Raw genomic sequence first — 26,349 nt, 5'->3', positions numbered from 1 at the left:
CCTTTGGGTTTTGGGTTGATTCATTACTATCGCACGCAGTCTAAGGATTAAATATGACAGTTTTGTGAATTAATGTTCAACCAAGGTTACACCGCCCTGGCCGGCTACCAGCGCAACATCAGCCTTTTCCAGGGCAAACAGGCCATTGGTCACCACACCTGGCCATTGATTGATTTCAGTCTCAAGCCCGACAGCGTTGTGAATTGACAACCCAGAGATATCTACGATGATGTTGCCGTTATCCGTCACAAAACCCTCTCTGACAGCTGGTTCGCCACCCAATAACCGGCATTTTCGGAGTACTGCTTCCTGCGCCATGGGAATCACTTCAATCGGCAAAGGAAATCTCCCTAAAACTTCCACCTGCTTTGATGCGTCGACAATACAAACAAACCGTTCAGAGACTGAGGCCACGATCTTTTCTCGAGTCAGCGCTCCACCGCCACCCTTAATCATCTCGCCCTGCGGGTTAATTTCATCAGCACCATCCACATAAACGGGCATTGAGGTCACCTCGTTTAGCTCGAGCACTCGAACCAAACCGTCACGCAAGCGCTTGGCCGTGCGTTCTGAGCTCGCGACGGCTGCCTTGAACCGATCTCGTTTAGCACACAACAGGTCTATGAACAGGTCTGCTGTAGACCCCGTACCCACACCGATCACCGCATCTGGCTTTAACCAGGGTTCGATATAGTCAATCGCCGCCTGTGCAGCCGCCTGTTTCAATGCATTGGCATCGAGTGTCATCGTGCATCATCCTCATTTGACTCGTCATCACGCAAAAGCCTAGCTGCCTCATCAACGGGCAAGGCCTCTACATTCTTCAGATTTCTTAACATCACACGCGTGCGTGTTTCCGTCTTGCCAATTCGATTGGCAGCTGTTTCCAGCGATTTTTTCACATCATCCAATGATGCTCCAAATTTGCTGAATTCCGTTTTAACGGCTCGCAGCAATTGCCAGACCTCAGACGAGCGTTTTTCAATCGCAAGTGTACGGAAACCCATCTGCAGGCTATTGAGCATAGCTGCCAAGTTGGCGGGGCCCGACACATTGATGCGCAGAGCCTGCAACCTGTCTAGTAGCCCTGGCGACCTGAGCACCTCAGCATAAAGACCTTCACTTGGTAGAAACATAATCGCGAAATCTGTCGTGTAAGGCGGAGCGACGTACTTGCTGGCGATTATTTTCGCTTGTGCCTCAATGGCTCGACCCAATGCTTGTGATGCTGTTTTCACTGCGTCACGGTCCGCCTCTTCCTGAGCTTGATGCAAGCGTTCGTATTCCTCTTTCGGAAACTTGGCATCAATCGGCAACCATACTGGACCATCGATCCCATCGCGCCCGGGTAGCTTGATCGCAAACTCCACCATTGCATCACTGCCCGGAATGGGCTTGACGTTACGGGCAAATTGATCGCCGGTCATCGTGTCTTCTATGAGCCTGGCTAGTTGCACCTCACCCCAGGTACCGCGGGATTTAACGTTGGTTAATACCCGCTTGAGGTCACCAACCCCTGCCGCCAAGGTTTGCATCTCGCCCAGACCTTTATGGACCGCCTCAAGCCGATCAGACACCAGTTTAAATGACTCTCCTAGTCGCTGCTCCAGCGTGGCATGCAGCTTTTCATCAACGGTTTGCCGCATTTGTTCGAGCTTGGCAGCGTTATCCTTTTGCAACAGCTCCAGACGCTGCTCAACCAGGCCTCGAAGATCGGTCATACGATGTTCATTGCTTTGGGACAAGGCCTGTAGACGCTGGGCGAAAGACTCACCAAACCGCTCCAGCGCTTGCGCCGATTCCTGACGGCCGCTAGCAGCATCGCGCGACACCATGGCTCGAAATTGCTCGTCAGCGGCAGCTAGTTCCATGCGCAAGGCCCGCTGCGACTCTGACAGCTCTGTCCTTAGCTGCCGTTGACTATCAGCAAGCTCACTTCGCCAGGTTTGCTCCAGCCTATCCTGATTTTCCAGTATCCGATCTAGCCTATCGTCGTGGTCAACGTTTCTTGATCGCCACAAAGAATAGACAAAAACGACCATCACGACCGACAGCACCACGCTGGCCAAGGCCAGCCATGGCAGGGTCTGAGGGTCATTTAGCCATTCATTCACGACTGCTCTAATTTTTCTTTAAACTTTTTTTCATTGAACCCCGTCGTCACCGAGCCATCCCGATGAATGGCAAGTGGCCGACGCACCAACGATGGATACTGAGCGATCAGGGATTGCCACTGTTCATCGTTGTATACCTCACGCTCATGATCGGCAAGCTTGCGCCAAGTCATTGAGGCGCGATTGACGAGCTTTTCCCAGCCACCGAGCGCATCCGCCCAGATTTTTAAATGCTCGGGATCAATTGGCTCATCGCGATAATCAATAAACTCGTGGTTTACACCGTGCTCCGATAACCACGCCATTGCTTTCTGGCATGTGCTGCACTTTTTTAATCCATACAGTTTCATAGACCTCTCCTCGCTTGACGACGCTGCACCGCGTTCAGCCCTACCACCACAATGGCCACAACCACCACAAAAATGGTTGCCAAGGCGTTGACCTCCGGTTTTAGCCCTAACCTTACCCGAGAAAAAATCTCTGGTGACAGCAATGTTGCCCCTGGTCCGGATAAAAACGAGGCTATCACCACATCATCAAGCGAGAGCGTAAAAGCCAATAGCCAGCCTGACACAATTGCTGGCGCAATTAACGGTAAGGTCACCGCAAAAAATACTTTCAGCGGCGTAGCGCCAAGATCGAGCGCCGCCTCTTCAAGCGAGCGATCAAGATCTCGAATGCGTGACTGCACAATAACCGTCACGAATGCCGTACAGAACGTTGTATGTCCAACCCAGATCGTGAACAAACCTCGCTCACCGGGCCAACCAAAGATCGAATCCATTTCTACAAACAGCAACAATAAGGAAATGCCCAAGACCACCTCCGGTATGACCAAAGGCGCGCTCACCAATCCTACAAACAGCGAGAACCCCTTGAAATTACCCTTACGTGCCAGCACATAACCTGCCCAGGTGCCGATGATGGCAGCCGCTGTCGCTGTCAGCGTGGCCACCTTAAATGACAGCCAGGCGGCACTTAATAGCGCCTGATCATTCAATAGCGCCTCATACCAGCGCCACGAGAATCCGCTCCAGCTGGTCATGATGGGAGAGCTGTTAAACGAGAAAACGATCAACGTGGCAATCGGAACATACAAAAAGAAAAACCCGATGCCCAATGCCAGCATCCGCCCCAGGGGACTGGGATCATTAGGGGCAGTTCGCTTGAGCCAGCTCATACATTGCCCCTGTCAGCTTCATAGCGATGCTTCTGATTGACCTGGAAGATGATCATGGGGATCAGCAACAACAAAACCATGATGACCGTGATCGCAGAGGCCATTGGCCAATCCGCGTTGGTAAAGAATTCGTTCCACATAATACGACCCATCATGAGCGTATCAGCACCACCCAAGAGTTCTGGAATGACATATTCCCCAACCGCGGGAATAAACACCAACATGGCACCGGCAATCACGCCTGGCATTGACAATGGCAACGTGATCGACACAAAGGCGCGCCAGGGCTTGGCACCTAGGTCATACGCCGCATCGAGCAGCCGGGTATCTAGCTTCACTAAATTAGCGTATAGCGGCAAGATGAAAAATGGCAGGTAGGCGTAAACCAGCCCGATGTAAACCGCCCAATCGGTCCGATAAATCTCAAGTGGGGCATCAATCACACCCACTGCCATTAGCACGCTATTTAGAAGACCATCCGAGCGCAAAATACCTACCCAGGCATAAACGCGCAATAACAATGATGTCCAAAACGGCAAAATCACCGCCAATAACAACACATTACGAATAGAGTCAGGCGAGCGAGCGATGTAATACGCCATGGGATATCCGATTAGCGCACACCACAATGTAGTGACTGCAGCCATCTTCAGTGAACTGATATACGTGCTGATGTACAGAGAGTCACTAAACAGCAAGATATAACCACGCAGATGTAGCGTTAGATTGATCGCTTCATCTTTGAGGTCGGTCAGAGAGGTGTATGGTGGGATGCCAAACTTGAGATCCGCCAGACTAATCTTCAGAACCAGCACGAACGGCAACAACAGGAACAGCACCAACCACAGATAAGGCGGCGCAATCGTCCAGAAAGCCGACCATGCCGCTTTGTTACCGAGGCGACGCCCCAGTCGATCGAGCATCATGAGGACAACACCGTCACACTGTCACGCCCCCAACTGACATAGACCTCGTCGTCCACACCCGGGGGCTCTTCTTGCGCAAGCAACCGACTAGGCATACTGGCTTCAATCACTTTGCCCGAATCCAGGCGAATTTGATACAGGGCGTAGCTCCCCATCCAGGCCATGTGGCTGACCATGCCATGGGCCCAGTTGAAGTCTTGGGTTGGTGCTGAGCGGGCCACGCGAATCTGCTCCGGACGCAGCGAAACAGCCACTGTCATCCCCAACGGTTCGCTAACCCCGTGGTCGACATAGAACGGGCGCTGCAAGTCTTGGCTTTCAATCATGACGTGATCAGGCTCATCAACCGTAATCTCACCTTCAAACAGATTGGTCGAACCGATAAAGCCCGCCACAAACCGGGAGTTCGGAAACGCATACACCTCTTGCGGCGTACCCACCTGCTGAATCTGCCCTTCGGTCATCACAGCCAAGCGATTTGCCATGGTCATGGCCTCTTCCTGATCATGCGTGACCATAAAACACGTCACACCGAGCTGGTCGAGTATGCGCACCAACTCGATTTGTGTGTTGTGGCGAATTTGCTTGTCTAACGCGGACATCGGCTCATCAAGCAACAGCAACTTGGGGCGCTTGACCAAGCTTCTTGCCAACGCGACGCGTTGCTGTTGCCCACCTGAGAGCTGATGGGGTTTGCGTCGTGCGTAAGGTGACATTTGCACCAACTCCAACGCCTCATAGACACGCTCATGGATCTCGTTACGAGCGATACCCTCCTGCTTCAGCCCGAACCCAACGTTGGCCTCAACCGTCATATGTGGGAACAGTGCGTAGGACTGAAACATCATATTCACGGGGCGCTCATACGGGGCAAGCTCGGTAATGTCCTCGCCGTCAAGATAAATGCGTCCGGAGCTCACCGTCTCAAAACCGGCCAGCATTCTGAGCAGCGTTGACTTGCCACAGCCTGAACTACCCAGCAGAGCAAATATCTCGTTGCGATGAATCGTAAGACTGACCGACTGCACGGCGACCGTCTGTCCAAATACCTTTGTGAGGTCCTGGATTTTGACGAACGCCTGTGCGTCGCCCGAGAAGCCGGACAGGCTGCCTACCCCTTGCGTCATGATCGATTATCTTCCCGACTTCAGTTCAGACCAAAGACGTGTCTGCAAACGCTGGATGTTCAAAGGCTGCGCCTGAATCACAAATAGGTTCTTGGCAACCTCTGGTGGCGGGTAAACCGCCGGATTATTCGCTACGCCTGGAACCACAAACTGACGAGCCGCCTTATTGGCATTGGGGTAGAACATGTTGTTGGTGATATCGGCTGAGACCTTGGGCTCATTGAAGTAATTGATGAACTTAAAGGCAGCCTCAGGATTGGGCGCGTCAGCCGGGACAGCCATGGTGTCAAACCAGGCTGGCGCCCCGTCATCAGGCAAGAAGAAATCAATCTCGTAATTGCGCTTTGCCTCACGCGCACGATCGGCCGCTATCAACACATCACCGGAGTAGGCGTATACCAGGCAGAGGTCACCCGAGGCTAATTCATCGATGTAGCCAGACGAGCTGAACTGACGAATGTAAGGGCGAACTTTCTTTAACATTTCCAACGCCTGTCGGTAATCATCCGGGTTACTGCTGTTGGGATCCTTGCCGATATAGTGCAAAGCTGCCGGAAACACTTGCGCAGCCTCATCAAGCACAGAAATCCCGCATGACTGGAATTGCTTTGCCTTTTCTGGATCGAACAATAGCGACCAGTCGTTGAGTTTTACGTCAGCCCCCATGATCTCTTTCGCCTTGGTGACGTTAATGCCCAAGGCATTGGTGCCGTAGCCCCAGGGTACGAGATACTCATTGTTAGGATCCACCGGTTTTAGTAGATCCATAATGGCTGGATCAAGATTGGCCCAATTCGGGATTTTGGATTTATCCAGTTTCTGAAACAAACCGGCCTCGAGTTGTCGCGCGGCAAAGTGAGTCGATGGCACCACAATGTCATAACCAGACTTACCGGTCAGCAACTTGGCTTGCAAAGTGTCATTACTGTCGTAGGTATCGTACTGCACCTTGATACCCGTCTGACGCTCAAATCCGGGGATGGTGTCTTCAGCGGTGTATTCCGCCCAGTTGTATATGTTGAGCTGATTATCCTGGGCATTTGCCACACCCATCCAGCCAAGACTGCCTGCTACCAACACACTAAGAAGACGTGCAACCATTCGAGCCTCCCTGATCTGCGGCAAAGTAAATCCTTCACCTTGAACCTGACATAAAAAATCCCGTTTCATGCATCACAAAACGGGTCCGACAGGGTTGATTCTAAAGCTATTTTTCACTGTGGCACAGTGTGTCTAGTCAAGAGCAGGGAATTTTTTAAATACGCCCGTACCCGCCAAGCAACACCGGCCAAAGACGCTGCTCCAAATCAGGGCAGGTCTTACGTACAGAACGCAGCAAACGGCTCAGATTTTCTTGTAATTTCTGAGGGTCGGCAACGCCCTCGCGCGCTCGGTCAAAGTCAATTAGCCAAGCTTGGTCATGCGCATCAATCAGAATATTGTGCACATTCAGGTCTGCGTGCCATACGCCTGCCTGATGCAGGCGAGCCACCGAGGTCCCCGCCGCACGCCAGGCAACTTCGGAATCGCAGTCGCACAATGCGCCTCGGTGCTCAATAAATCGAGTCAGGATGGCCGCTCGATAAAAAATACCCGATCGCTTGACCATGGCTGAAACGGGCCGTGGCACCCGATGTCCAGCCTCAGCGAGTCTCAGCATCAGTCTGAACTCCTTGAATGCCCTGGTTAATTCCAGACCTAGCCAAAGATAATGGTCGCGATTGACCTTTGCCATCATGCCGCCTCTGCGGTAGCGTCTGAGCACCGCTGGCTCGTCATTGACCAATAGTTGCCAGGCGCTGCCTCGGCCACCTCTGCCTACGCGGATCATGTCCGCCTGATTGACGTCCTGGCCAAACACCTTCAGGGCGTCAGTTGGAGACAAACTGCCATCAGTGACGACCCAGCATGAGCCGAACTGCTCAACTTCAGCAGCAGGAGCCGATAAACGCTCACTCATTACGCAAGATTAAAAGTGGCGGGCTCTTCAGCACCCCGCGTAATACCAACGAACCTGCCAACCATGCGCCTGGCATACAAACCGCCAGACCAAGTAACCAAGGCGTCAATGACCACTGCATTGAAAACTCAAATACCCAGGTTGCCAGTGCCCACGCTGCCAGCGTTGCCCCGGTGGCGGCCATCAAACCAGCCAATGCTCCGATACCCAGAAGCTCGATGCGCTGCGCCCGCGAGAGTTGTTCATTGGTCGCACCAATCGCTCGCAACAGTGCCGCTTCACGCATACGCTCATGGCGACTGGCACTGAGCGCAGCGGCCAGCACAATTGCCCCAGCTAATATCGCAAATACAAACAAGCCTTGAATCGCCACCGACACCCGATCCAAGACCGACTGCAATTGCGCCAACAGTGCACCGACGTCAAAGATCGTCAAATTTGGAAATTGGCGGATCAAGGACTGAGTCACTGGCGCCATCTGGGCGGGCAAGTGAAACGACGTGATAAAGGTCTGCGGCTGATCTTTTAGTGCCGCAGTTGATAAAACAGCAAAGAAGTTTGGCTGCATGGAGTCCCAGTCCACCTGCCGCACACTGGTCATCTTCACCGGCACCGGCTGCCCCGCCACCTCAAATACCACTTCGTCACCCACGCGCATCCCCAGAAGGTCAGCGACTTCCTGCTCCATGGACAACTCCATGGCGTTGGGGTTTAGGGGCTGACCACCCAAGAGCTTGACATTCTCAGGCAGTGCGTCGGCGTATGACAGATTGAAATCGCGCTGTAACAGCCGTTGCGCCCTCGGCGACTCAAAATCCTCAGCGACGATCGCCTGGCCGTTACGCTCAATCACACGACCGCGAATCATCGGATAAAACTCAAGGTTTTTTATGCCAGCATCTACGAGCGCCGCCCTGACGGTCGGTACTTGGTCAGGCTGAATGTTGATCAAAAACCGATTCGGCGCGTCAGGCGGCACAGTCTGCTGCCAGCCTTGCAACAGGTCAGTACGAACGATGGTCAGGAGCAGAATCGCCATCATGCCGACCGCCAACGCGCTGATCTGCGCAATCGATGACGCCTTGCGGCGCACCATGCCCGCCAACGCAAACCGCCAGGCCGGTCGATGGCCAAGTGCCGGGCGCACGAGATTCAAAACCTTTAGGGCGCCTAGGGACAATAAACCAAAGACTACCGCGGCTAAAACGAAACCAGCTGCCAAACCGAAACCGTAACGTAAATTGCCAGCGATCCACCACATCAGAACCGCAAAGCCGATAAAGGCTAGCAAATAGCCCGCGATACTTTGCACTGGAAATGCTGGTACGTCATGGCGCAGGATTTGGGCCGCTGACACACGTCGTAAGGCCTGCAATGGAGGCAAAGAAAAGGCAAACAGCAGCCAGAGCCCGGCATACAAACCCTGTAGCGCAGGGACCCAACCCACGCCTGGCAGATTCTCACTGACAAAGCCCTGCATGAGATTGACCAGCACCATCTGCGCTGCCCATCCAATCACCAAACCGATCAACGACCCGACCAGTGCGACCACCATAAATTCGATAAAAAGCAACTTGGTCACAGCTGCCTGCGTCGCACCGCAGCATCGCATGACGGCAATAGCAGGTTGCTGGCGCTGACTAAAACGTCTGGCTCCGAGAGCCACCGCCACGGCTGCGATCAAGACAGCAATCATGACCACCAACGTTAAAAACTCATTGGCTCGCTCAAGTGTCCGAGTAATTTCGGGGCGACCATCGTTCACAGTGACCAGCTCTTGGGCTTGCGTTAGTTGTGGTTTTAGCCAATCACGGTATTGGTTGACCGCCGACATATCACCCGCCACTAACATGGAATGCCGCACCCGGCTGCCGGGTCCCACAAGACCCGACTGAGCAAGATCCTCTGCACGTATCAGTACGCGTGGCGCAACATTGACGAACTGCACCCCTCGATCGGGCTCATACGTAATGACCCTATCAATCGCCAAGGACTGATTGCCTATCGACAACGTATCGCCTACTTGCAGACCTAACAAAGCCAGGAGCTGGCCATCGACCCAGACCTTGCCTACCTCGGGCGCAGTAGCCGTGGGCTCATCGGGCTCGGCAATACCCAAGCTCGTCCGTAATTGCCCACGCAAGGGGTAGCCTTGTTCGACAGCTTTCACTGAAGCTAGTTGCAATTCGCCTGCCGAGCTACCCACCATCGAGGGGAAGTTCCAGGTGCGGATGGCCGATAAACCCAAGGATTTGGCTTGATCGATCCACCCCTGCGCAGCCTCGCCCTGTAACTCGACGACTAGATCAGCGCCAAGCATCTGGCCCGCATCGCGCTCTAGTGCCCTACCAACTCTGTCGGACAAAAAACCGACACTGCTGATGGCAGCAACCGCCACGACCACAGCCAAGCCCAACAAGCGCAGATCACCTGCCCTGAAATCGCGCCATGTCTGCTTTAACGCAAATCGCCACATTCGCCTCTACCTTTCAATCTATTCCTTAGACCTGCCTGACCGCATCGATCGCCTGCGACAGACGGTTGACCGCAATAACTCTCAGACCCTCAATGGCTTGCTTTGGCTTGTTAGCCGCCGGAATAATCGCCACCGAGAACCCCAGCTTGGCAGCTTCTTTTAGCCGCTCCTGCCCGCGCGGCGCAGGCCGGACCTCGCCGGCTAAGCCCACTTCGCCGAACGAGACCAAACCTACTGGCAAAGGCTTATCGCGCAATGACGACAAAATCGCCAACAACACCGGCAAGTCCGCAGCAGGTTCTGTGATCTTCACGCCACCCACGGCATTGACAAACACGTCCTGATCGGAGGTGCTCACGCCACCATGTCGGTGTAACACAGCCAACAACATCGCTAATCGATGCCCCTCAAGACCCAAGGCCAATCGTCGGGGGTTGGGCATGTTGGCAGCATCGACGAGTGCCTGCACTTCAACTAGCAAAGGGCGCGAACCCTCTTGCGTGGCCATGACGCAAGAACCAGCGACTTGCTCGGCGTGTTGTGACAAGAACAACGCTGATGGGTTCGAAACGCCTTTTAAACCTTTGTCGGTCATGGCAAATACACCCAACTCATTGACCGCACCAAATCGGTTTTTAAAAGCGCGCACCAATCTGAAGGAAGAGTGTGTATCACCCTCGAAATACAACACCGTGTCAACAATGTGTTCAAGTACGCGGGGACCTGCCAAAGCACCGTCTTTGGTGACGTGTCCAATCATGACGATCGGCACACCCGACTGCTTGGCCATGCGGGTTAGCTGCGCCGCACACTCTCTAACCTGTGACACAGACCCTGGTGCTGAAGACAGTGCGCTGGTGTAGATGGTCTGGATCGAATCAATGACGGCGACCGCGGGTGCTGGTTCACGCTTTAGCGCCTCTTCAATCACTTCAAGACGAATTTCTGCCAACAAATCCACCTCGGGACTCGAGAGGTTGAGCCGCCTTGCCCGTAAGGCAACTTGTTCGGCTGACTCCTCACCGGTGACATACAGTACGCGGGCACTTCTTGACATCGCGGCAAGCGCCTGCAACAGAAGCGTTGACTTTCCAATACCGGGATCACCACCAATGAGCACCACCCCACCATTGACCAAGCCCCCACCTAGCACGCGATCAAACTCAGCAATGCCCGTGGGCAGTCTGGGCAATTCACGGGCTTCGACGTCAGCCAAGCGTTGCAGTTGCGCCGTACCCGCGACCGCAGCATAGCGATGGGCAGCAGCAGCTGCTGTTTCCTCACGGGTTTCTTCAAAGGTGTTCCATGACTGGCAGCCCGGGCACTGGCCAAGCCACTTAGGACTCTCCGTGCCGCAGGACTGGCAGACAAACTTGGTTTTTGATTTGGACATGGGTAAGAACTTTAGGGCCGATCGAGAAAAGACCAACCAGTTCCCGAACTGACTTTGAATAATCTTCCGATAATACCCTAGGACGTCGATCCAACCCGATCAGGCTGACTTACAACACCACCCGCGGCACCCGCGCAGTCACGCCACTTAGTAGCTCATAGCCAATCGTGGCAGCAGCCTTTGCAACCTCATCGACCGAGGGTCCACCCTCGCCCCACAAGACAACGGGTGTGCCAACGCCAGCCGAACTCAAGCCCGACAAATCCACTGTCATCATGTCCATGGAAACGCGACCCAAAATACGAGTGATCTGACCACCAACGGCCACTGGTGTGCCCGTGGGCGCATGACGCGGATAACCATCGGCATACCCGCAGGCCACCACCCCCACCCGCATGGGCCGATCTGCCACGAACATGCGCCCGTAGCCAATACCTTCACCGGCCTGAACATCTTTAACGCTGATGAGCTCAGACCGTAGCGTCATCGCAGGCTTAAAACCCAGATCACTGGCGGCACGATCACTGAATGGGCTCGCGCCATACAAACAAATACCCGGCCTTGACCATAGACTTCGTCCATGACCAGCGGCTAGACCAGCCACTTTATCTGCATGCAAGAGGCACGCAGCTGAGTTGCTTAGACACCAGGCACCAGGCCGATTGGTCACCATCTGCACAAATCGTTGCAACGGATCATCGAGCCCATCGAGGCGATCGGCACAAGCGAAGTGCGTCATGTAGGTGACCTTGCCAAGCTTGCCGTCACGAACGAGTGCGTCAATCTGATCAAACGCTTGCTGCAAATTGACCGGCAAAAAACCAAGGCGGGTCATGCCGGTATCCAGCTTGAGGTAAATAGCCGGCAGCGAGCCGTCAAAAGCACGCAACATGGCCAACTGTTCAAGGTTGTGAATTACAGGCGTGAGTTGGTGGTGAGCGACAAGGCCAAGGTCGCTCATCTGAAATGGGCCTTCGAGCAACAAAATAGGCTTATCCCATCGAGCTTGACGCGCTCGCACAGCCTCATCCAAATCCAGCAATGCAAGCCCGTCAGACTCTTGAAAGCCGCTAACGGCAGCCTCGATCCCGTGGCCATAGGCATTGGCCTTAATCACCGCCCAAACGTTGGAAGATGGTTTCGTGCCCTGTAAGACCCCGCGAACGAGATCAAGGTTGTGGGCTAAAGCAGCGGTGTGGACAATGGCTTGAATCGGGCGCGGCATACGAAAACTCCAGTTAACAAGAGTCTAGCGCATGGCACGGCCAGTCTTAGCTGTCACATAAAAAGAATCAAAGCTTGTTATGAGCCCCATCACAAAATGGCTTGTTAGCTGACATCTTGCAGCCACAGAAGTATTTGGTCTCCGACTTCTCAGCTGTAAACGCGATTGGCGAGAATTCGCTGCCTTTGTGCGAGCCATCACAGAATGGTTGGTTCTGGCTTTTGCCACAGGAACACCAGTAGTAGGTTTTACCTGCCTCGACCTCAACTGGATAAGGTGCTTTCTGTGCGATGGTGGGTTGCATGTAGGTCTCCTTTTTGTTCAATAAACTAAAGCTTAAAAACAAACACGAACAGTCCGGTTAAAAACTCCACCCACGACTCTAACCCCACCGACGGCGTTGTGCGATGGATGACGGACAAAATGTGTGGGCAAGTCCTTGACCGATCGGCTTAGCGCGAACCTAACCAAAGTACGCTTGACTAGCCATCAAGCTCGCGACAGGAACGTTGGCTAACGCGCTATTTTTAGCGTCTGAAGTTAAACGGTGGCCCGTCAAGTTTCAACCAACTCGCCTTGAAATTTGGAGCCTAATGGCAGAAATTATGGATTCTGGAGTTGCATCACACTCAGCGTCCAAGTGCTGACGAAGTACAAAAGAGCAAAAACAGCCAAAAGTAAAAAACCACTGAGCCGCGAGATTATGGCTTGCGCTTCGGTCGAACAATAATGACCTCAAGACCAGCTGCCTCTAGATCAGGGATCAAATCCTCAGGTGGAATGCGTGTCAGCTTCCCGTTTCTGGTGACAATGAGATCAGTGTTAAATCGAACTGCATCAATTTTCGCTTGCAGCACGCCCGCCTCGAAAGCTTTCAGGATTCGGCGTTCGGTTTCAGCCCTGTCAGGCCGTTTTTTTTCAGCCATTGCTTGGACGCTCCCCGGATGACAAGATAACGGTCGTATCGTTTGCGTCTAAAACATACCACTCGCTGGCTAAGTCTTTATAGATGTTTTCAAAATTCCTCCAGCCCGCGGCAAATCGCCGACGGACGACTACCTCCGGGATGTTGTGCCCACCTTACACCACTCGCGCTTTCACACGGTCAAGCGCGTGCGTTACGTCCGGTAGCTTTAGAAAGACGCGTACGATCGAGTACCCCAGATCCGACCAGACAGAGAGCTTTTTCGCATAGCCGACTCCAGCCAATGTCGTCTCAAAGGCGAAAGATTTGTTTTGTTGAACCAGCCGATCCATTTCTTCAAGCATCAGGCGGCCGGCTAGCAAGGCTGCTGAGTCAGGGGAAAGGGGCGCAATGCCTGCAGCGATCAAATCAGCATTAACAAATGGCAGGGGCTGCAGGCATTGCGCAAGATATTGCTTGGCAAAGGTTGTCTTTCCAGCGCCATTCGGACCCGCAATTACAACAATCTCAGGCACATCAGACACGATCACTCCCACTCGATCGTTGCCGGTGGCTTGGTCGAGACGTCATACACCACTCGGTTAATGCCCTTGACCTCGTTGATGATGCGCGAGGACACTTTGGAGAGCAATTGATGCGGCAACGGCGCCCAGTCTGCTGTCATGAAATCCGACGTTTGAACCGCCCTCAGAGCAACCACATACTCATACGTGCGTCCATCGCCCATCACACCCACCGATTTCACCGGCAAGAACACTGCGAAAGCCTGAGAGGTCAGGTCATACCAGGATTGGTTGGTGTCGGGATCAATCGTATTTCTAAGCTCATCGATGAAGATTGCATCGGCTTCGCGTAGCCAATCGGCAAACTGCTTATTCACCGCCCCCAAAATCCGGACACCCAAACCAGGACCCGGGAACGGGTGGCGATAGACCATCTCGGTTGGCAACCCTAGTGCGATACCAAGTTTTCTGACCTCATCCTTAAAAAGCTCACGCAAAGGCTCGAGCAGTTTCAGATTCAATGTCTCTGGCAAGCCGCCCACATTGTGGTGAGACTTGATCGACACCGCCTTGCCCGTCTTAGCACCGGCCGACTCGATCACATCGGGATAGATCGTGCCCTGCGCCAACCACTTCGCGTTATCAATCTTGCTAGCTTCACGCTGAAACACTTCGACGAACTCTTTGCCGATGATCTTGCGCTTAGCCTCTGGATCTGTGACGCCATCGAGTTTACCCATGAAGTCATCGGTGGCATCAACGTGAATCACCTTCACACCCATGTGCTCGGCAAATGTCGACATCACCTGATCGGCTTCGTTTAAGCGCAACAAACCGTGATCGACGAACACGCAAGTCAACTGATCACCAACGGCTTTATGAATCAGGGCTGCAGCAACCGAAGAGTCCACGCCGCCAGATAAGCCCAGAATCACGTGATCTGAGCCCACCTGCTCACGAATCTTGGCAACAGCCTCATCGACATAGTCCGGCATGTTCCAGTCGGCATGGCAACCGCAGATGTCACGCACAAAACGCGTCAACATCGCCTGACCTTGTACCGTATGAGTGACCTCTGGATGGAACTGCACCCCATAGAACAAACGGGTCTCATCAGCCATGCCCGCGATCGGGCATGACGGCGTGGATGCCATCAACTTAAACCCGTCAGGCAATCGGGTGACTTGATCACCATGGCTCATCCACACCTTAAGCATCCCATGGCCTTCGGGCGTGCTGAAGTCCTCTATGCCATCAAACAGTTTTGTGTGACCGCGTGCCCTGACTTCAGCATAGCCAAATTCACGGTGATGCGCGTGGGTGACTTCACCGCCAAAGTGCATGGCCATGGCCTGCATGCCGTAACAGATGCCAAGCACAGGCACCCCTTGCTCAAACACAGCGGGCGGCACTTTTAAGGCATCTTCGTCATACGCAGACAAATGGCTGCCTGACAAGATGATGCCTTTTAAGCCATTTGCCTTTTGCTCTAGGAGGAACGCATCCGAGACATCACCCGGGTGCAATTCACAATAGACACCGGCTTCACGCACCCGGCGGGCAATCAGTTGCGTAACCTGTGAACCGTAGTCCAGGATCAGAATTCGTTCATGCATGCGAGTTATTCCGGGGTTAGTCCGCGCGATAATTCGGGGCTTCTTTAGTGATCTGCACGTCATGAACGTGTGACTCACGAATGCCAGCCGCAGTGATCTGCACAAAATTCGGTTTGGTGCGCATGTCTTGAATCGAAGCACAACCACAATAGCCCATAGAGGCTCGCAAACCACCAACAAGCTGATAGATGATCGCTAATACACTGCCCTTATACGGCACCCGACCCTCAATGCCTTCAGGCACATACTTGTCGTTGTTACTCGACGAGTCTTGGAAATACCGATCAGCCGAACCATCGGCCATCGCGCCCAGGCTACCCATGCCCCGATATGACTTGTAGGAGCGTCCCTGAAAGAGCACCACCTCGCCTGGCGCTTCTTCGGTACCGGCGAACATACTCCCCATCATGACCGATGAGGCACCCGCAGCGATCGCTTTGGCAATGTCCCCAGAAAACCGCACGCCACCGTCAGCAATCAGTGGCACGCCAGTGCCTTCCAGTGCTTTTGCGACATCCGATATCGCGGTAATTTGCGGCACACCCACACCGGCCACAATTCGGGTTGTACAAATGGATCCTGGGCCGATACCAACTTTGACGCCGTCCGCACCCGCATCAAGCAATGCCTTGGCTGCTGCACCCGTGGCAATGTTGCCACCAATCACCTGAACTTTGTCGTGGCGCTCTTTGATCCAGCTAACCCGATCGATCACACCAGCCGAGTGACCGTGGGCAGTGTCGACCACAATCACGTCCACGCCTGCGGCAACCAGCTTTTCAATGCGCTCTTCTGAGTCAGCGCCCACACCGACTGCTGCGCCAACACGCAACTGCCCAAAACTGTCTTTGCACGCCATCGGGTGCTCGGTGTTTTTGACGATATCTTTTACAGTTGCCAGCCCGCAAAGCTCGAACTGGTCATTGACGATTAGCACACGTTCTAGGCGGTGCTTGTGCATCAACGATTGGGCCTGATCGAGCGTGGCCCCTTCAGGCATGGTGACCAAGCGCTCTTGTGGCGTCATGATGTTTTTAAGGGGTTCGTCCAGTCGCTCTTCGAACCGAAGATCACGATTGGTCACAATGCCGACCACTTTGCCGCCCTCGACCACAGGCAAGCCCGAGATGCCGTGCTGCTTTTGCAGCGCGATCGCATCGCGCACCCGCATTGATGGTGTGACAGTAACTGGATCAATCACAATGCCAAACTCGTGGCGCTTGACGCGAGAGACTTCGGCGGCTTGCTCGTCAGCCGTGAGATTTTTGTGGATGATCCCGATACCACCTTCTTGTGCCATGGCAATTGCTAGCCGTGCTTCGGTCACGGTGTCCATGGCCGCTGATACCAAGGGGATATTCAGCGAGATCTGGCGAGTCAGTTGGGTTGTGAGCGATGTGTCGCGCGGCAACACATCAGAGTAGGCTGGCACCAACAAAACATCATCGAAGGTGAGCGCTGTTTGACTAAGACGCATAGAAAACTCCGGGCGCAAAGCAAGATTATACGTGAGCGCCGCAAGGTTTTCAGGCAAGGGTTGTCACCCTGGGGCGACAGCCCTTGCCTGCTTAGCCAACGTGCACTCTGGCGTTCCGGAAAAACCGCATCCAGGGCGAATCCATGCCGCCGGTGTCGGCCTCACCCCAACGCGCCGGATGCCACGACATCATGACATTGCGCGTGACCCGCTCAGGGTGCGGCATCAACGCGGTGAATCGACCATCCGCTGTGGTGACCGCAGTCAAGCCATCAGGGCTGCCGTTCGGATTGTATGGATAGGCTTCAGTGGCTTGCCCGCGGTGATCGACATAATGCATGGCCCGAATCACCTTGCCTGCATCGCCCTGACGCCTGAAGTCAGCAAATCCTTCGCCATGGGCAACAGCTACAGGGATGCGCGTGCCCGCCATCGCGCTAAAGAAAATAGAAGGTGAGTCAGCCACTTCCACCAACGACAGTCTGGCCTCATACTTCTCCGACTGGTTGCGCGTAAAGCGTGGCCAATGCTCGGCACCGGGAATCATCTCGGCCAAAGCCGCCAGCATCTGGCAACCATTACAAACGCCCAAGGCAAACACATCACCCCGGGCGAAGTACTCGGCAAACATCTGCGACAGACGATCGTTAAACAAAATACTTCGGGCCCAGCCCTCGCCAGCGCCCAATACATCACCGTAGCTAAACCCGCCAACCGCAACCAGTCCAGTAAACGAGACGAGCTCGGTGCGGCCTTGCTGCAGATCGGTCATGTGCACATCAACCGCTTCAAAGCCAGCACGATCGAATGCCCAAGCCATCTCCACTTGGCTGTTGCAGCCTTGCTCGCGCAGAATCGCTACCTTGGGGCGCACGCCTGACGCGATAAACGGTGCGGCAATATCCTCTTGCGGATTAAACGGCACGACACATGACATGCCGGGATCCTCGGTGTCATCCCAAATTTGGTACTCCGCGTCAGCGCAAACCGGATTGTCTCGCAAGCGGGCAATGCGCCAGCTGACATCAGACCAGCGCTTGGCCAGGTCCGAGCGTGCCCTGCCCCAAATCTTCTTGGCATCCCGGAAAATCTCGATCTCATCGGTCGTGTTCGGCATGCCAATCACATGGGCGTGCTTGGACAAGCCCGCACCACGCAGCACCTGCATGACAGCATCGCGCTCCGCTGACGGGACTTGAATGACGGCACCAGCTTCTTCATTAAAGAGTGCCTTTAACGTCAACTCATTGCGCTGAACAGCGACCTGCTCAGGACGAATCTTGAAGTCGCCCCAATCAGCCGCATAGGGGTCTATGGTCAGCAAGTCCAGATTGACTGACACGCCACAGTGACCTGCAAACGCCATCTCGCAAAGGGTGGTGAACAAGCCCCCGTCTGATCGGTCGTGGTAGGCCAGCACGATGCCTGAGTCAATTAAGGCACGCATCGTCGCAAAAAAACTGCGCAATGTCTCAGCGCTTGCCATATCAGGCACTTCTTCGCCCAACTGGCCTGCCACTTGCGCCAATACAGAGCCCGCCATTCGTTGACGCCCTTCGCCCAAATCCACCAGAATCAGCGTGGTCGGACCCAGATCGGTACGCAACTGCGGCGTAACCGTCTTTTTAACGTCAGCCACTGGCGCAAATGCACTCACAATAAGCGACACCGGCGCAATCACTTCTTTGGTTTGGTCACCTGCTTGCCAGCGCGTGCGCATGGAGAGCGAATCCTTGCCCACCGGAATCGACAGCCCTGCTTCCTGACAGAACTCACTGGCAGCCTGCACCGTATCAAACAGCACCGCATCTTGCCCAGGTGAACCACACGCTGCCATCCAGTTGGCTGACAGTTTGATGTCCTCAATGGACTGCACATCAGCGGCCACCAGGTTGGTTAACGCTTCGGTGATGGCCATGCGGGCTGAGGCGGGCCCATTGAACATCGCTAAGGGTGTGCGCTCTCCCATGGCCATGACTTCACCACGATCACCATCGTAGTCTGTCAAGGTCACCGCGCAATCGGCCACGGGTACCTGCCAAGGGCCAACCATTTGGTCACGACTGACCAAACCACTGACGGTGCGGTCACCAATGGTGATCAAAAACGTCTTGTTGGCCACCGTGGGGTGACGCAGCACACGATTAACCGCCTCATCGAGATCAATCACGGTCAAGTCCATGGCCTCAGACACGGGTGATTCGTGCGTCACATCGCGCGTCATCTTCGGTGGCTTGCCCAGAATCACATCCATGGGCACATCAACTGGCGCATCTTCACCGTAAGTCACTTTAAGCTGGCGCGCTTCAGTCGCATGGCCAATCACGGCAAACGGGCAACGCTCACGCGCCGCGATGTCCGCAAAGCGCGTCAAATCCTCCGGGGCAATCGCCAGCACGTAACGCTCCTGGCTCTCATTAGTCCAAATCTCGGCCGGTGACATGCCCGACTCTTCGAGTCGCACTTGGTGCAAATCAAAGATAGCACCCCGACCCGCGTCATTGACCAGTTCCGGAAAGGCGTTCGATAGACCGCCAGCACCTACATCGTGAATCGCAATAATCGGGTTGTCCTGCCCCAACTGCCAGCAACGGTCAATCACTTCTTGGCAGCGCCGCTCAATCTCTGGATTGCCCCTTTGCACCGAATCAAAATCCAACTCGGCTTGATTGGCACCCACGCCCATGCTCGAGGCCGCACCACCTCCCATGCCAATACGCAGGCCCGGACCACCGAGCTGAATCAGCAATGCGCCCGGTGGCAGCGGATCTTTGTGGGTCAAGCCATCATCGATGCTGCCCAAGCCACCGGCGATCATGATGGGCTTGTGATATCCCCAACGCAAACCGCCACCGCTTTGCTCAAAGCTGCGGAAATAACCCAGGATGTTGGGACGCCCAAACTCATTGTTAAAGGCCGCACCGCCCAAAGGCCCATCGATCATGATCTGCAACGGTGATGCAATCCGCTCTGGCATGCCATGATGGTCGGCCTCCCAAGGCTGAACGTCATCCTCAAAGCGCAAGTGAGAGACGGTAAAGCCTGTCAATCCCGCCTTGGGCTTGGAGCCCCTGCCAGTGGCGCCCTCGTCCCGAATCTCACCACCCGCGCCAGTCGATGCCCCTTCAAATGGGGCGATTGCAGTCGGATGATTATGGGTCTCAACCTTCATCAAGGTATGCACCACCGTTTCGCGACGACCATAGGTCGTTGGGCCCCAAGCATCGCCGGCCCACACCTCTGGCTCAAACCGCACCGCAGGTCCACCTTGCATGATGGCCGCGTTATCAGAATACGCCACCACCGTGCCGCGTGGTTGCTTAGCGTGCGTCTCGCGGATCATGCCAAACAGTGTTTTGTCGCGAGTCTGGCCATCGATGACCCACTGCGCATTAAAAATCTTGTGACGGCAGTGTTCACTGTTAGCCTGGGCAAACATCATGAGCTCGACATCAGTCGGGTTGCGCCCAAGCCCCACAAACGAATCCACCAGATACTCAATCTCGTCGTCTGAGAGCGCTAAACCCCAGTCACCGTTGGCAGCCTCCAGTGCAGACTTGCCAGCGCCCAGCACATCTACCGTTTGCACCGGCTTACCCTGGCGGGTTTCAAACAGCACCGACACATCAAACGATTGGTCGACCACGGTTTGCGTCATGCGGTCATGCAGCAAACCAGCAATCGCTGCTAACTCAGCATCAGATAACTTCTTCTTAGACAACAAGCCACGCTTAACCGTCAGCACATACCGCACCCCGCGCTCGATGCGTTTGACATACCCCATGCCACAGTTGTGCGCAATGTCAGTGGCTTTGCTGGCCCAGGGTGAGACCGTACCCAGACGTGGCAAGACCCTCAACACCAGAGCATCTGTCTCATCGAGCGGCGCATCCAAGGCGACACCGTAGTCCAATAATGCCGTGACCCGCTCACGTTCAGCTCCCGTCAGTGGCTCAGTGCTCCAGATGTAATGCTCAAAGCATGCCTGCACCGCAGCGACCGGTAGGTTCGCCGCAGCAAACTTATCGAGTAACTGCTGGGCACGAAACGGGGAAATCGCCGATGAACCGGCAAGCGTGAGAGTGTTAGACACGTCAAGCAACCACAAAAGGTGAACAATGGTTGCATTTTAGCCGGGGTAGTGCCCCTCTGAGGTCGAGCCGATCGAATACTCAGACATCATCGAGTGGAGCTTGCACAACCAAGGCACCAACTTGGTGCTAGAGCGATGATAGCGGGCGAAAGTGCCAGACCAATTGGCATCCGATAAGTTTGTTAAAGCAGTCTTGAAAACTTCAACTTTAGGGGTTACAAGAGCGACATATTCCTAAGATCATGGGCCTGCAAACATGCCATACAAAACCCTACCGAATTCCACGTTTCTAGATTTAACTTCCCACGGGCTGACAGCAGAAACATCGGTGGTGACTGCCTATAACTTGGATCCGTCTTTTGTGCGTCTGCTCGATAACGTGTTCCCTGATGGCTTGGGCATCAACGTTGGTCTGTTTCTGCCAAGGGCCAACTCACCTGAAAGCCTGCTGAACTCGGATTGGGCTACCCGTCAAACCACCTTAAAAAGCCTAGCTGATAGCGGTCAGTTATGGAGTAATTTTGGCGCGAGCCAAACAGACTTTGATCTAGCCCGCAGCTACCTAGAGGACACACTGGGCTTAACTGTCCTAGACCAAACCAACAGCAACTATGTTTCCTCGGCACAGGCGCGTTCGATTTGGGTTGAGTTGAAATCAGGCAGCGACTTCGCAAAACTCTTCGGGACTGACTTCTATCTATACGACAGTCCTGACGGCCCCGACACAGACCTGCCCTTTTGGAATGGTTCGCTGGCCGTTGATGAGCAATTAGACGTCTCGGCGATCTGGTTTGACACCGATTTCTTCGACCTTAGACGAGTCGAGGCGCAAAATTTCGCAGGAGATGCTCAAGCGGAACTCGTCCCTGGATGGCAATCGATCGGAAATGGTGCAAGCGTGCGCAGCGACTACGCTACTGCATACGAGTTTGCCAACAATATCTATAACTTCCCACTGGCTAATAAAAAATCGGTGCAAACAGCCCTCATTGGACTGACTGAGCCCGGCATTGGTTCTGCAATAGACTCGCCGGGGAATCTTGAGTCGATGCTGAAAAAGTTCATCAACGACACTCAAGAGCAAGCCTGGGTGGGTTCGCTCTCCACCCAAGGCGCTAGTGGACAACTCTGGAACCCAGCCTACGATGAGCGCGACTTGGATATCTCTGTCATTGCCTCTGTCAACCCGACAAGCGATATTCGCGTGTACACGGGATCAGGCCTGAATCCAGCCACGACGGGCAATGCCTCAGCCACTGCACTAACTGCTTTGCAGAGTGCGATCTGGGACACAAGTTATGACCCAGAGGTCATCTCCACTTCTTACGGCACGATCTACGCCATGAGCCCTGACTCGCCATTCCTTGCTGCTTTCAGAGAACTTGGGGTGGATGCAGCGCTAAGAAATCAAAGCGTATTTGCTGCCGCTGGCGACCAAGGATCCGCGCTGAATCGAGCAAACGGCCTGGTGAATGTTTCAGTGTCACAAACCAGCCCTTACATGGTGGCCGTTGGGGGCACCTCCTTGTCTACCCTAGCGGTAGCACAACAGGATCCGACCTTGGCCTTTGAGCCAAATCTGGTAGCGCTCGCCGAGTCGGGCGACAAACAAGCCCTTTGGCTACTCGTGGCAGGAGGGTTAAAGAGTCCAACGGACCAGTTATCTGAAAACGATCTCTTTATCGAGACTCTGTGGAACGAAAACTTTCTGGTTGGGACAACGGGTTCGATTCAGGACTACACTCAGAACTTTGCTGGGGCCGGCGGGGTTGATGTTAGCCAAAGCACACCAAATTATCAGGTGGCGTATGGCCTTGAACCCTTATCAGTGGGACCCAATCCACAAGTAGGTCGAGGCGTCCCTGACGTGGTGGCCAGCGCAGGCAGCAATATTGATTACATCACTTTGGATTCCGCGAATAACAGTACAGCGCTCGTGGGGGGCACCAGTGCTGCGTCACCACTGTGGGCAGCACTCGCTTCCCAGATCAATGCAATTTTTCTAAACCAAGGCTTGCCTAATCTGGGCTATGCCAATGACCTGCTCTACTTGGCTTCCGCGGTCTCACCCGGGTCTTTTAACGACATCACGATCGGTTCGAACGCTACCTCGTATCGGCTTGGCGGGAAATTCTCGACCAACGCCAGTGATCCCATCGCTGTCACACCCACGGGCTATGGTTATGAAGCAGCATGGGGTTATGACTATGCGACCGGCCTAGGCTCCCCTAACGGAGTGCTGCTGAGTCGAGCATTGAGTACGATCGCTCACAGTCAACTCTACTTCCCTGACAAACCGGTGGTTCTGGAAACAAATGACCAGCAAACCCTTGTGAGTCCGGTTTCCCAAAGTCTGATCTTCCAGCCAAGGTTGCCAGCTGCCGAAACGCTATCTTTCACGATCGGTGATCAATCGATCGCATTCTCAGGCGACCAAACGACAGGGTTTGGCTGGACCTCACTGTTAGCACAACAAGTCCTCCAACCTGACTTCTCGGCTGAGCTAGTGACCCTGTTTGATGGCTACTCACTGGGCCAAATGTATCAAACTGTCGTTGAGCAAGACACCGCTGTCAGCATCACGATCAGCGGTGAGACCACAACAACGCCGCTAGAGAGCATGACGTCGCCGTATGGCTTTGTGGGCTTTATCTCGGACGATGCTGGCGCGGTTAACGTGGCGCGTCCGGTTGCCATCGCGACAACTGCTTTGGGTGCAGATGATCAGGATGTCATTGTCAGAGCTCGACAAAATGGTGGCGACGACGTGTCAGTTACATTCTACCGAGTTGATGATCTACTAGGAACAATTGATGGCATCAAGCCGGGAGACGCGGCATATGGCGAACTTGCCTCAGGGCGGGCGTACTTAACGCAAAGCGGGTCGGATTCGATCTCGGGGCCTGGCTACGGACAATACACAGAAGAAGTGATCACTGGCGTTGATGCCGGGGATATCATCGCCATGACACTCACAAATGGTCAGAACACATTCTTCGGATTTGCTGCCGCCAACGAAAAAGTTGACGGCCAATCAGTTGTACACCTGCGTAACTATGGTCTAAATACTTGGGGCTGGGAAGATCTTTATGGTGGTGGCGACTTCGATTTCAACGACCTGATCATTCAGTTGGACTTCACTTCGACTGCTGGGGCGGGACTGCTGGTTTGATGGATATTTAGTGAGCCAATCCCGCTCAATCAACACGGGCGAGTTAAATACTCGCGCAGAATCCCTGACCGCTAGCAATTATCGGGTGGGAATCATCCGCCACATCGTTTTGTTTAAATTCAAAGACGGAATACCTGAATCGATCAAGCAATCAGTTGCTCAGCGCTTCTTGAGCATGCTCAACGATGCCAAGCGTGACGGGGGTGCTTACATCATCTCAATCGAATACGGCAGCCAAATTAGCCAGGAAGCCTTCGGTTTGGATTTCGAGCAAGGATACATAGTGACGTTTCGGTCAGAAGGTGACCGAAACTATTACGTCGGTGAGCCATTCATTCGTGACCCGGCTCATTATGACCCTGTTCATCACGCGTTCAAAGCTTTTGTCGGGCCGTTGCTTGACAAAGATGCCGGATGTTTGGTGTTCGACTTCAAACCGAACAGCTAGCTTGCGCGACGAGTTGACCCAAAACTCTTAACAAATCAAATCGAATATCCGAACAGTTTCCAAACACATCAGCAACACCACCAACACCGCCAACCGCGACCCAGAACCGAAAGCTTTCATCCGGACTCACTACCCCCCAATCTCCCCTCGCTCCACGAGCATCGCCCGCACATCCTTTTTAGTGATCTTGCCGTACCCTGACTTTGGCAAAGACTCCCAAAAAAAGAATTCACGTGGCCAGCGGTATTTGGCACAGCGTCCTTCAAGATGCGCAAAAAGTTGCTCAGGCGTAACCTCCTCAGCATCCGGTCGCCTAACCACCACAGCAACCCCTACCTCGCCCCATTTGGGATCTGGCACACCAAGTACCGCAACCTCGAGCACAGCCGGATGGGTTAAGAGCACCTCTTCGACCTCGCGCGGGTAGACGTTTGATCCACCCGAGATATACATGTCCGACTCACGGCCAGTGATGTAGAGCAATCCACGCTCATCCACCCTTCCCAAGTCACCCGTGTGGAACCAACCACCCTTGAGCGCCTTCTCGGTAGCCTCAGAATTGTTGTGATATCCCAATAAAACCGCGGGGCCCCGCACACAAATCTCACCGACTTCACCCGTGGGAAGTCGCTTCATGTCTTTATCCAGAATCGCCACTTCCATGCCCGTGCGTGGTCTGCCGCATGAGCCGATATTGGCGTTCGGATCCTCATCATTAGCCGAGTGCATGTGCGGCGGCAGCACCGTGATGCACCCGGTGACCTCACCCAACCCGAAATACTGCACCAGCACGCGGCCCAGCTTTTGTAGGGCAAGTTTCTGGTCTGCCCGGTACATTGGTGCGCCGGCATAGATCATGAACTTAAGGCTGCTGTGGTCATACTCATCCACAGAAGGATGCTCAACCAACACCTTCACGATGGTTGGCACGGTAAACACGTTGGTGACCCGGTGTTTTTCTACCAACTGCCAGAACACCTGCGCGTCGAGTTTCTCTGAAGGCATGAGCACATTGGCAGCCCCGCGAGCGACATTCAACAACATGTGGATACCAGCACCATGCGACAGGGGCGCAACGACCGCAGACACGTCAAACTCATTGGTACCGGGAATCAGATCGGCGAGATGGTTGGTCACCACAAACGCCATCTGGCCATGCGTCAACACCCCCGCCTTGGGTCTGCCAGTCGTGCCTGACGTGTAAAAAAACCAGCAGGGATCGTTCTCCGAGACTTCGGCCGGCGCAAAATCGCAGCCCAGGTGTTTATCAACGAGCACCTCATAGCTGTGCTCACCTACTCTGGCCGCACCGATAGCAATCACCAACCTTACGTCACCTGACTCGCGCTTGACCGCATCCACGTGGTCAGCAAACACATCCTCGTACACCATGACTGAGGCACCACTGCTAGCACCGAGATACGCCACTTCATCTGGCGTTAACCGAAAGTTGGTTGGCACCCAAACGCACCCCAGACGAAACGCCACCCAGGCTAGCTCCAAGGTCTGCAAACAGTTGCGTGATTGCGTGAGAATTCGATCCCCCTTAACCACCCCAAGATCAGTCAAAGCCTGACACATGGCGTTGACGCGGTTGTCTATTTCCCGCCAGGTCCAAACATCATTGCCGCGAATCACCCCCGGGCGATCCGGATGTAACTTGGCTGTTTGAGCCAGTAATTGGCTCAAATTCATCACTTGTGCTGCATGCATG

Annotated in this window: 20 protein-coding genes; 2 read left to right on the top strand and 18 right to left on the bottom strand. The window is 54.3% G+C overall.

The window, feature by feature from the left end; genetic code table 11:
* Window positions 1-69: 69 nt before the first annotated feature.
* The 17 genes from rpiA to purL form a co-directional block, all read right to left on the bottom strand.
* Window positions 70-747: a ribose-5-phosphate isomerase RpiA gene (gene rpiA, locus DHf2319_RS06315; protein WP_243479944.1), complete on the bottom strand. Its 678-nt coding sequence runs from the start codon at window positions 745-747 to the stop codon at window positions 70-72.
* Window positions 744-2,042, bottom strand: coding sequence for a DNA recombination protein RmuC (locus DHf2319_RS06310; protein WP_243480035.1), 1,299 nt, complete (start codon window positions 2,040-2,042; stop codon window positions 744-746). The genes rpiA and DHf2319_RS06310 overlap by 4 nt, the downstream gene beginning before the upstream one ends.
* Before the next feature lie 68 nt (window positions 2,043-2,110).
* Complete coding sequence (locus tag DHf2319_RS06305) at window positions 2,111-2,464, bottom strand: Spx/MgsR family RNA polymerase-binding regulatory protein (RefSeq protein ID WP_243479943.1); 354 nt, start codon at window positions 2,462-2,464, stop codon at window positions 2,111-2,113.
* The gene (locus tag DHf2319_RS06300; protein ID WP_243479942.1) at window positions 2,461-3,294 is read right to left on the bottom strand and encodes an ABC transporter permease subunit; all 834 of its coding nucleotides are present in this window, start codon (window positions 3,292-3,294) and stop codon (window positions 2,461-2,463) included. Before DHf2319_RS06300 ends, DHf2319_RS06305 begins: the two co-directional genes overlap by 4 nt.
* Window positions 3,291-4,217 carry an ABC transporter permease subunit gene (locus DHf2319_RS06295; protein ID WP_243480034.1) on the bottom strand — a complete coding sequence of 309 codons (927 nt, stop codon included), beginning with the start codon at window positions 4,215-4,217 and terminating at the stop codon, window positions 3,291-3,293. The genes DHf2319_RS06300 and DHf2319_RS06295 overlap by 4 nt, the downstream gene beginning before the upstream one ends.
* Window positions 4,217-5,347, bottom strand: coding sequence for an ABC transporter ATP-binding protein (locus DHf2319_RS06290; RefSeq protein WP_243479941.1), 1,131 nt, complete (start codon window positions 5,345-5,347; stop codon window positions 4,217-4,219). Before DHf2319_RS06290 ends, DHf2319_RS06295 begins: the two co-directional genes overlap by 1 nt.
* A 6-nt stretch (window positions 5,348-5,353) precedes the next feature.
* Window positions 5,354-6,448, bottom strand: a complete 1,095-nt coding sequence (locus DHf2319_RS06285; protein WP_369810231.1) for a polyamine ABC transporter substrate-binding protein — start codon at window positions 6,446-6,448, stop codon at window positions 5,354-5,356.
* A 154-nt stretch (window positions 6,449-6,602) separates the two neighbouring features.
* On the bottom strand, window positions 6,603-7,307 hold the full coding sequence (locus tag DHf2319_RS06280) for a 3-deoxy-D-manno-octulosonic acid kinase (protein WP_243479940.1): 705 nt from the start codon (window positions 7,305-7,307) through the stop codon (window positions 6,603-6,605).
* Complete coding sequence (locus tag DHf2319_RS06275) at window positions 7,300-9,783, bottom strand: ABC transporter permease (protein ID WP_243479939.1); 2,484 nt, start codon at window positions 9,781-9,783, stop codon at window positions 7,300-7,302. Before DHf2319_RS06275 ends, DHf2319_RS06280 begins: the two co-directional genes overlap by 8 nt.
* 25 nt (window positions 9,784-9,808) lie before the next feature.
* The gene (gene radA, locus DHf2319_RS06270; protein WP_243479938.1) at window positions 9,809-11,176 is read right to left on the bottom strand and encodes a DNA repair protein RadA; all 1,368 of its coding nucleotides are present in this window, start codon (window positions 11,174-11,176) and stop codon (window positions 9,809-9,811) included.
* 109 nt (window positions 11,177-11,285) lie between these two features.
* Entirely contained in the window at window positions 11,286-12,401 is a 1,116-nt protein-coding gene (gene alr, locus DHf2319_RS06265) for an alanine racemase (protein WP_243479937.1), read from the bottom strand.
* Between the two features lie 67 nt (window positions 12,402-12,468).
* On the bottom strand, window positions 12,469-12,705 hold the full coding sequence (locus DHf2319_RS06260) for a CDGSH iron-sulfur domain-containing protein (protein WP_243479936.1): 237 nt from the start codon (window positions 12,703-12,705) through the stop codon (window positions 12,469-12,471).
* Window positions 12,706-13,102: 397 nt separating this feature from the next.
* A complete protein-coding gene (locus DHf2319_RS06255; RefSeq protein ID WP_243479935.1) occupies window positions 13,103-13,327 on the bottom strand; it encodes a hypothetical protein in 225 nt (74 codons plus the stop codon).
* A gap of 154 nt (window positions 13,328-13,481) precedes the next feature.
* Window positions 13,482-13,850 (bottom strand): ATPase, encoded by a 369-nt coding sequence (locus tag DHf2319_RS06250; protein ID WP_243479934.1) that lies wholly within the window; start codon window positions 13,848-13,850, stop codon window positions 13,482-13,484.
* Window positions 13,851-13,852: 2 nt separating this feature from the next.
* Complete coding sequence (guaA, locus tag DHf2319_RS06245) at window positions 13,853-15,445, bottom strand: glutamine-hydrolyzing GMP synthase (RefSeq protein ID WP_243479933.1); 1,593 nt, start codon at window positions 15,443-15,445, stop codon at window positions 13,853-13,855.
* Window positions 15,446-15,461: 16 nt separating this feature from the next.
* Window positions 15,462-16,922, bottom strand: a complete 1,461-nt coding sequence (guaB, locus tag DHf2319_RS06240; RefSeq protein ID WP_243479932.1) for an IMP dehydrogenase — start codon at window positions 16,920-16,922, stop codon at window positions 15,462-15,464.
* Window positions 16,923-17,013: 91 nt separating this feature from the next.
* Complete coding sequence (purL, locus tag DHf2319_RS06235; protein ID WP_243479931.1) at window positions 17,014-21,015, bottom strand: phosphoribosylformylglycinamidine synthase; 4,002 nt, start codon at window positions 21,013-21,015, stop codon at window positions 17,014-17,016.
* 256 nt (window positions 21,016-21,271) lie between these two features.
* Between purL and DHf2319_RS06230 the strand changes: the two genes are divergently transcribed.
* Window positions 21,272-24,187, top strand: a complete 2,916-nt coding sequence (locus DHf2319_RS06230; protein ID WP_243479930.1) for a DUF4114 domain-containing protein — start codon at window positions 21,272-21,274, stop codon at window positions 24,185-24,187.
* Between the two features lie 10 nt (window positions 24,188-24,197).
* Entirely contained in the window at window positions 24,198-24,635 is a 438-nt protein-coding gene (locus DHf2319_RS06225) for a Dabb family protein (protein WP_243479929.1), read from the top strand.
* A gap of 129 nt (window positions 24,636-24,764) precedes the next feature.
* Here DHf2319_RS06225 and DHf2319_RS06220 read toward each other — a convergent pair whose 3' ends face one another.
* The gene (locus DHf2319_RS06220) at window positions 24,765-26,348 is read right to left on the bottom strand and encodes an acyl-CoA synthetase (protein ID WP_243479928.1); all 1,584 of its coding nucleotides are present in this window, start codon (window positions 26,346-26,348) and stop codon (window positions 24,765-24,767) included.
* Between the last annotated feature and the right edge of the window lies 1 nt (window position 26,349).

This window comes from Orrella daihaiensis (assembly GCF_022811525.1).
Classification (GTDB): Bacteria; Pseudomonadota; Gammaproteobacteria; order Burkholderiales; family Burkholderiaceae_B; genus Algicoccus; species Algicoccus daihaiensis.
Note: the sequence above shows the minus strand (reverse complement) of the source record. Positions and strands in the feature narration are given on the sequence as shown.

Bases quoted from the DNA above. Each gene is read 5' to 3' on its own strand.
- rpiA (WP_243479944.1), bottom strand. From the start codon at position 747: ATGACACTCGATGCCAATGCATTGAAACAGGCGGCTGCACAGGCGGCG.
- DHf2319_RS06310 (WP_243480035.1), bottom strand. From the start codon at position 2,042: ATGGTCGTTTTTGTCTATTCTTTGTGGCGATCAAGAAACGTTGACCAC.
- DHf2319_RS06305 (WP_243479943.1), bottom strand. From the start codon at position 2,464: ATGAAACTGTATGGATTAAAAAAGTGCAGCACATGCCAGAAAGCAATG.
- DHf2319_RS06300 (WP_243479942.1), bottom strand. From the start codon at position 3,294: ATGAGCTGGCTCAAGCGAACTGCCCCTAATGATCCCAGTCCCCTGGGG.
- DHf2319_RS06295 (WP_243480034.1), bottom strand. From the start codon at position 4,217: ATGCTCGATCGACTGGGGCGTCGCCTCGGTAACAAAGCGGCATGGTCG.
- DHf2319_RS06290 (WP_243479941.1), bottom strand. From the start codon at position 5,347: ATGACGCAAGGGGTAGGCAGCCTGTCCGGCTTCTCGGGCGACGCACAG.
- DHf2319_RS06285 (WP_369810231.1), bottom strand. From the start codon at position 6,448: ATGGTTGCACGTCTTCTTAGTGTGTTGGTAGCAGGCAGTCTTGGCTGG.
- DHf2319_RS06280 (WP_243479940.1), bottom strand. From the start codon at position 7,307: ATGAGTGAGCGTTTATCGGCTCCTGCTGCTGAAGTTGAGCAGTTCGGC.
- DHf2319_RS06275 (WP_243479939.1), bottom strand. From the start codon at position 9,783: ATGTGGCGATTTGCGTTAAAGCAGACATGGCGCGATTTCAGGGCAGGT.
- radA (WP_243479938.1), bottom strand. From the start codon at position 11,176: ATGTCCAAATCAAAAACCAAGTTTGTCTGCCAGTCCTGCGGCACGGAG.
- alr (WP_243479937.1), bottom strand. From the start codon at position 12,401: ATGCCGCGCCCGATTCAAGCCATTGTCCACACCGCTGCTTTAGCCCAC.
- DHf2319_RS06260 (WP_243479936.1), bottom strand. From the start codon at position 12,705: ATGCAACCCACCATCGCACAGAAAGCACCTTATCCAGTTGAGGTCGAG.
- DHf2319_RS06255 (WP_243479935.1), bottom strand. From the start codon at position 13,327: ATGGCTGAAAAAAAACGGCCTGACAGGGCTGAAACCGAACGCCGAATC.
- guaA (WP_243479933.1), bottom strand. From the start codon at position 15,445: ATGCATGAACGAATTCTGATCCTGGACTACGGTTCACAGGTTACGCAA.
- guaB (WP_243479932.1), bottom strand. From the start codon at position 16,922: ATGCGTCTTAGTCAAACAGCGCTCACCTTCGATGATGTTTTGTTGGTG.
- DHf2319_RS06230 (WP_243479930.1), top strand. From the start codon at position 21,272: ATGCCATACAAAACCCTACCGAATTCCACGTTTCTAGATTTAACTTCC.
- DHf2319_RS06220 (WP_243479928.1), bottom strand. From the start codon at position 26,348: ATGCATGCAGCACAAGTGATGAATTTGAGCCAATTACTGGCTCAAACA.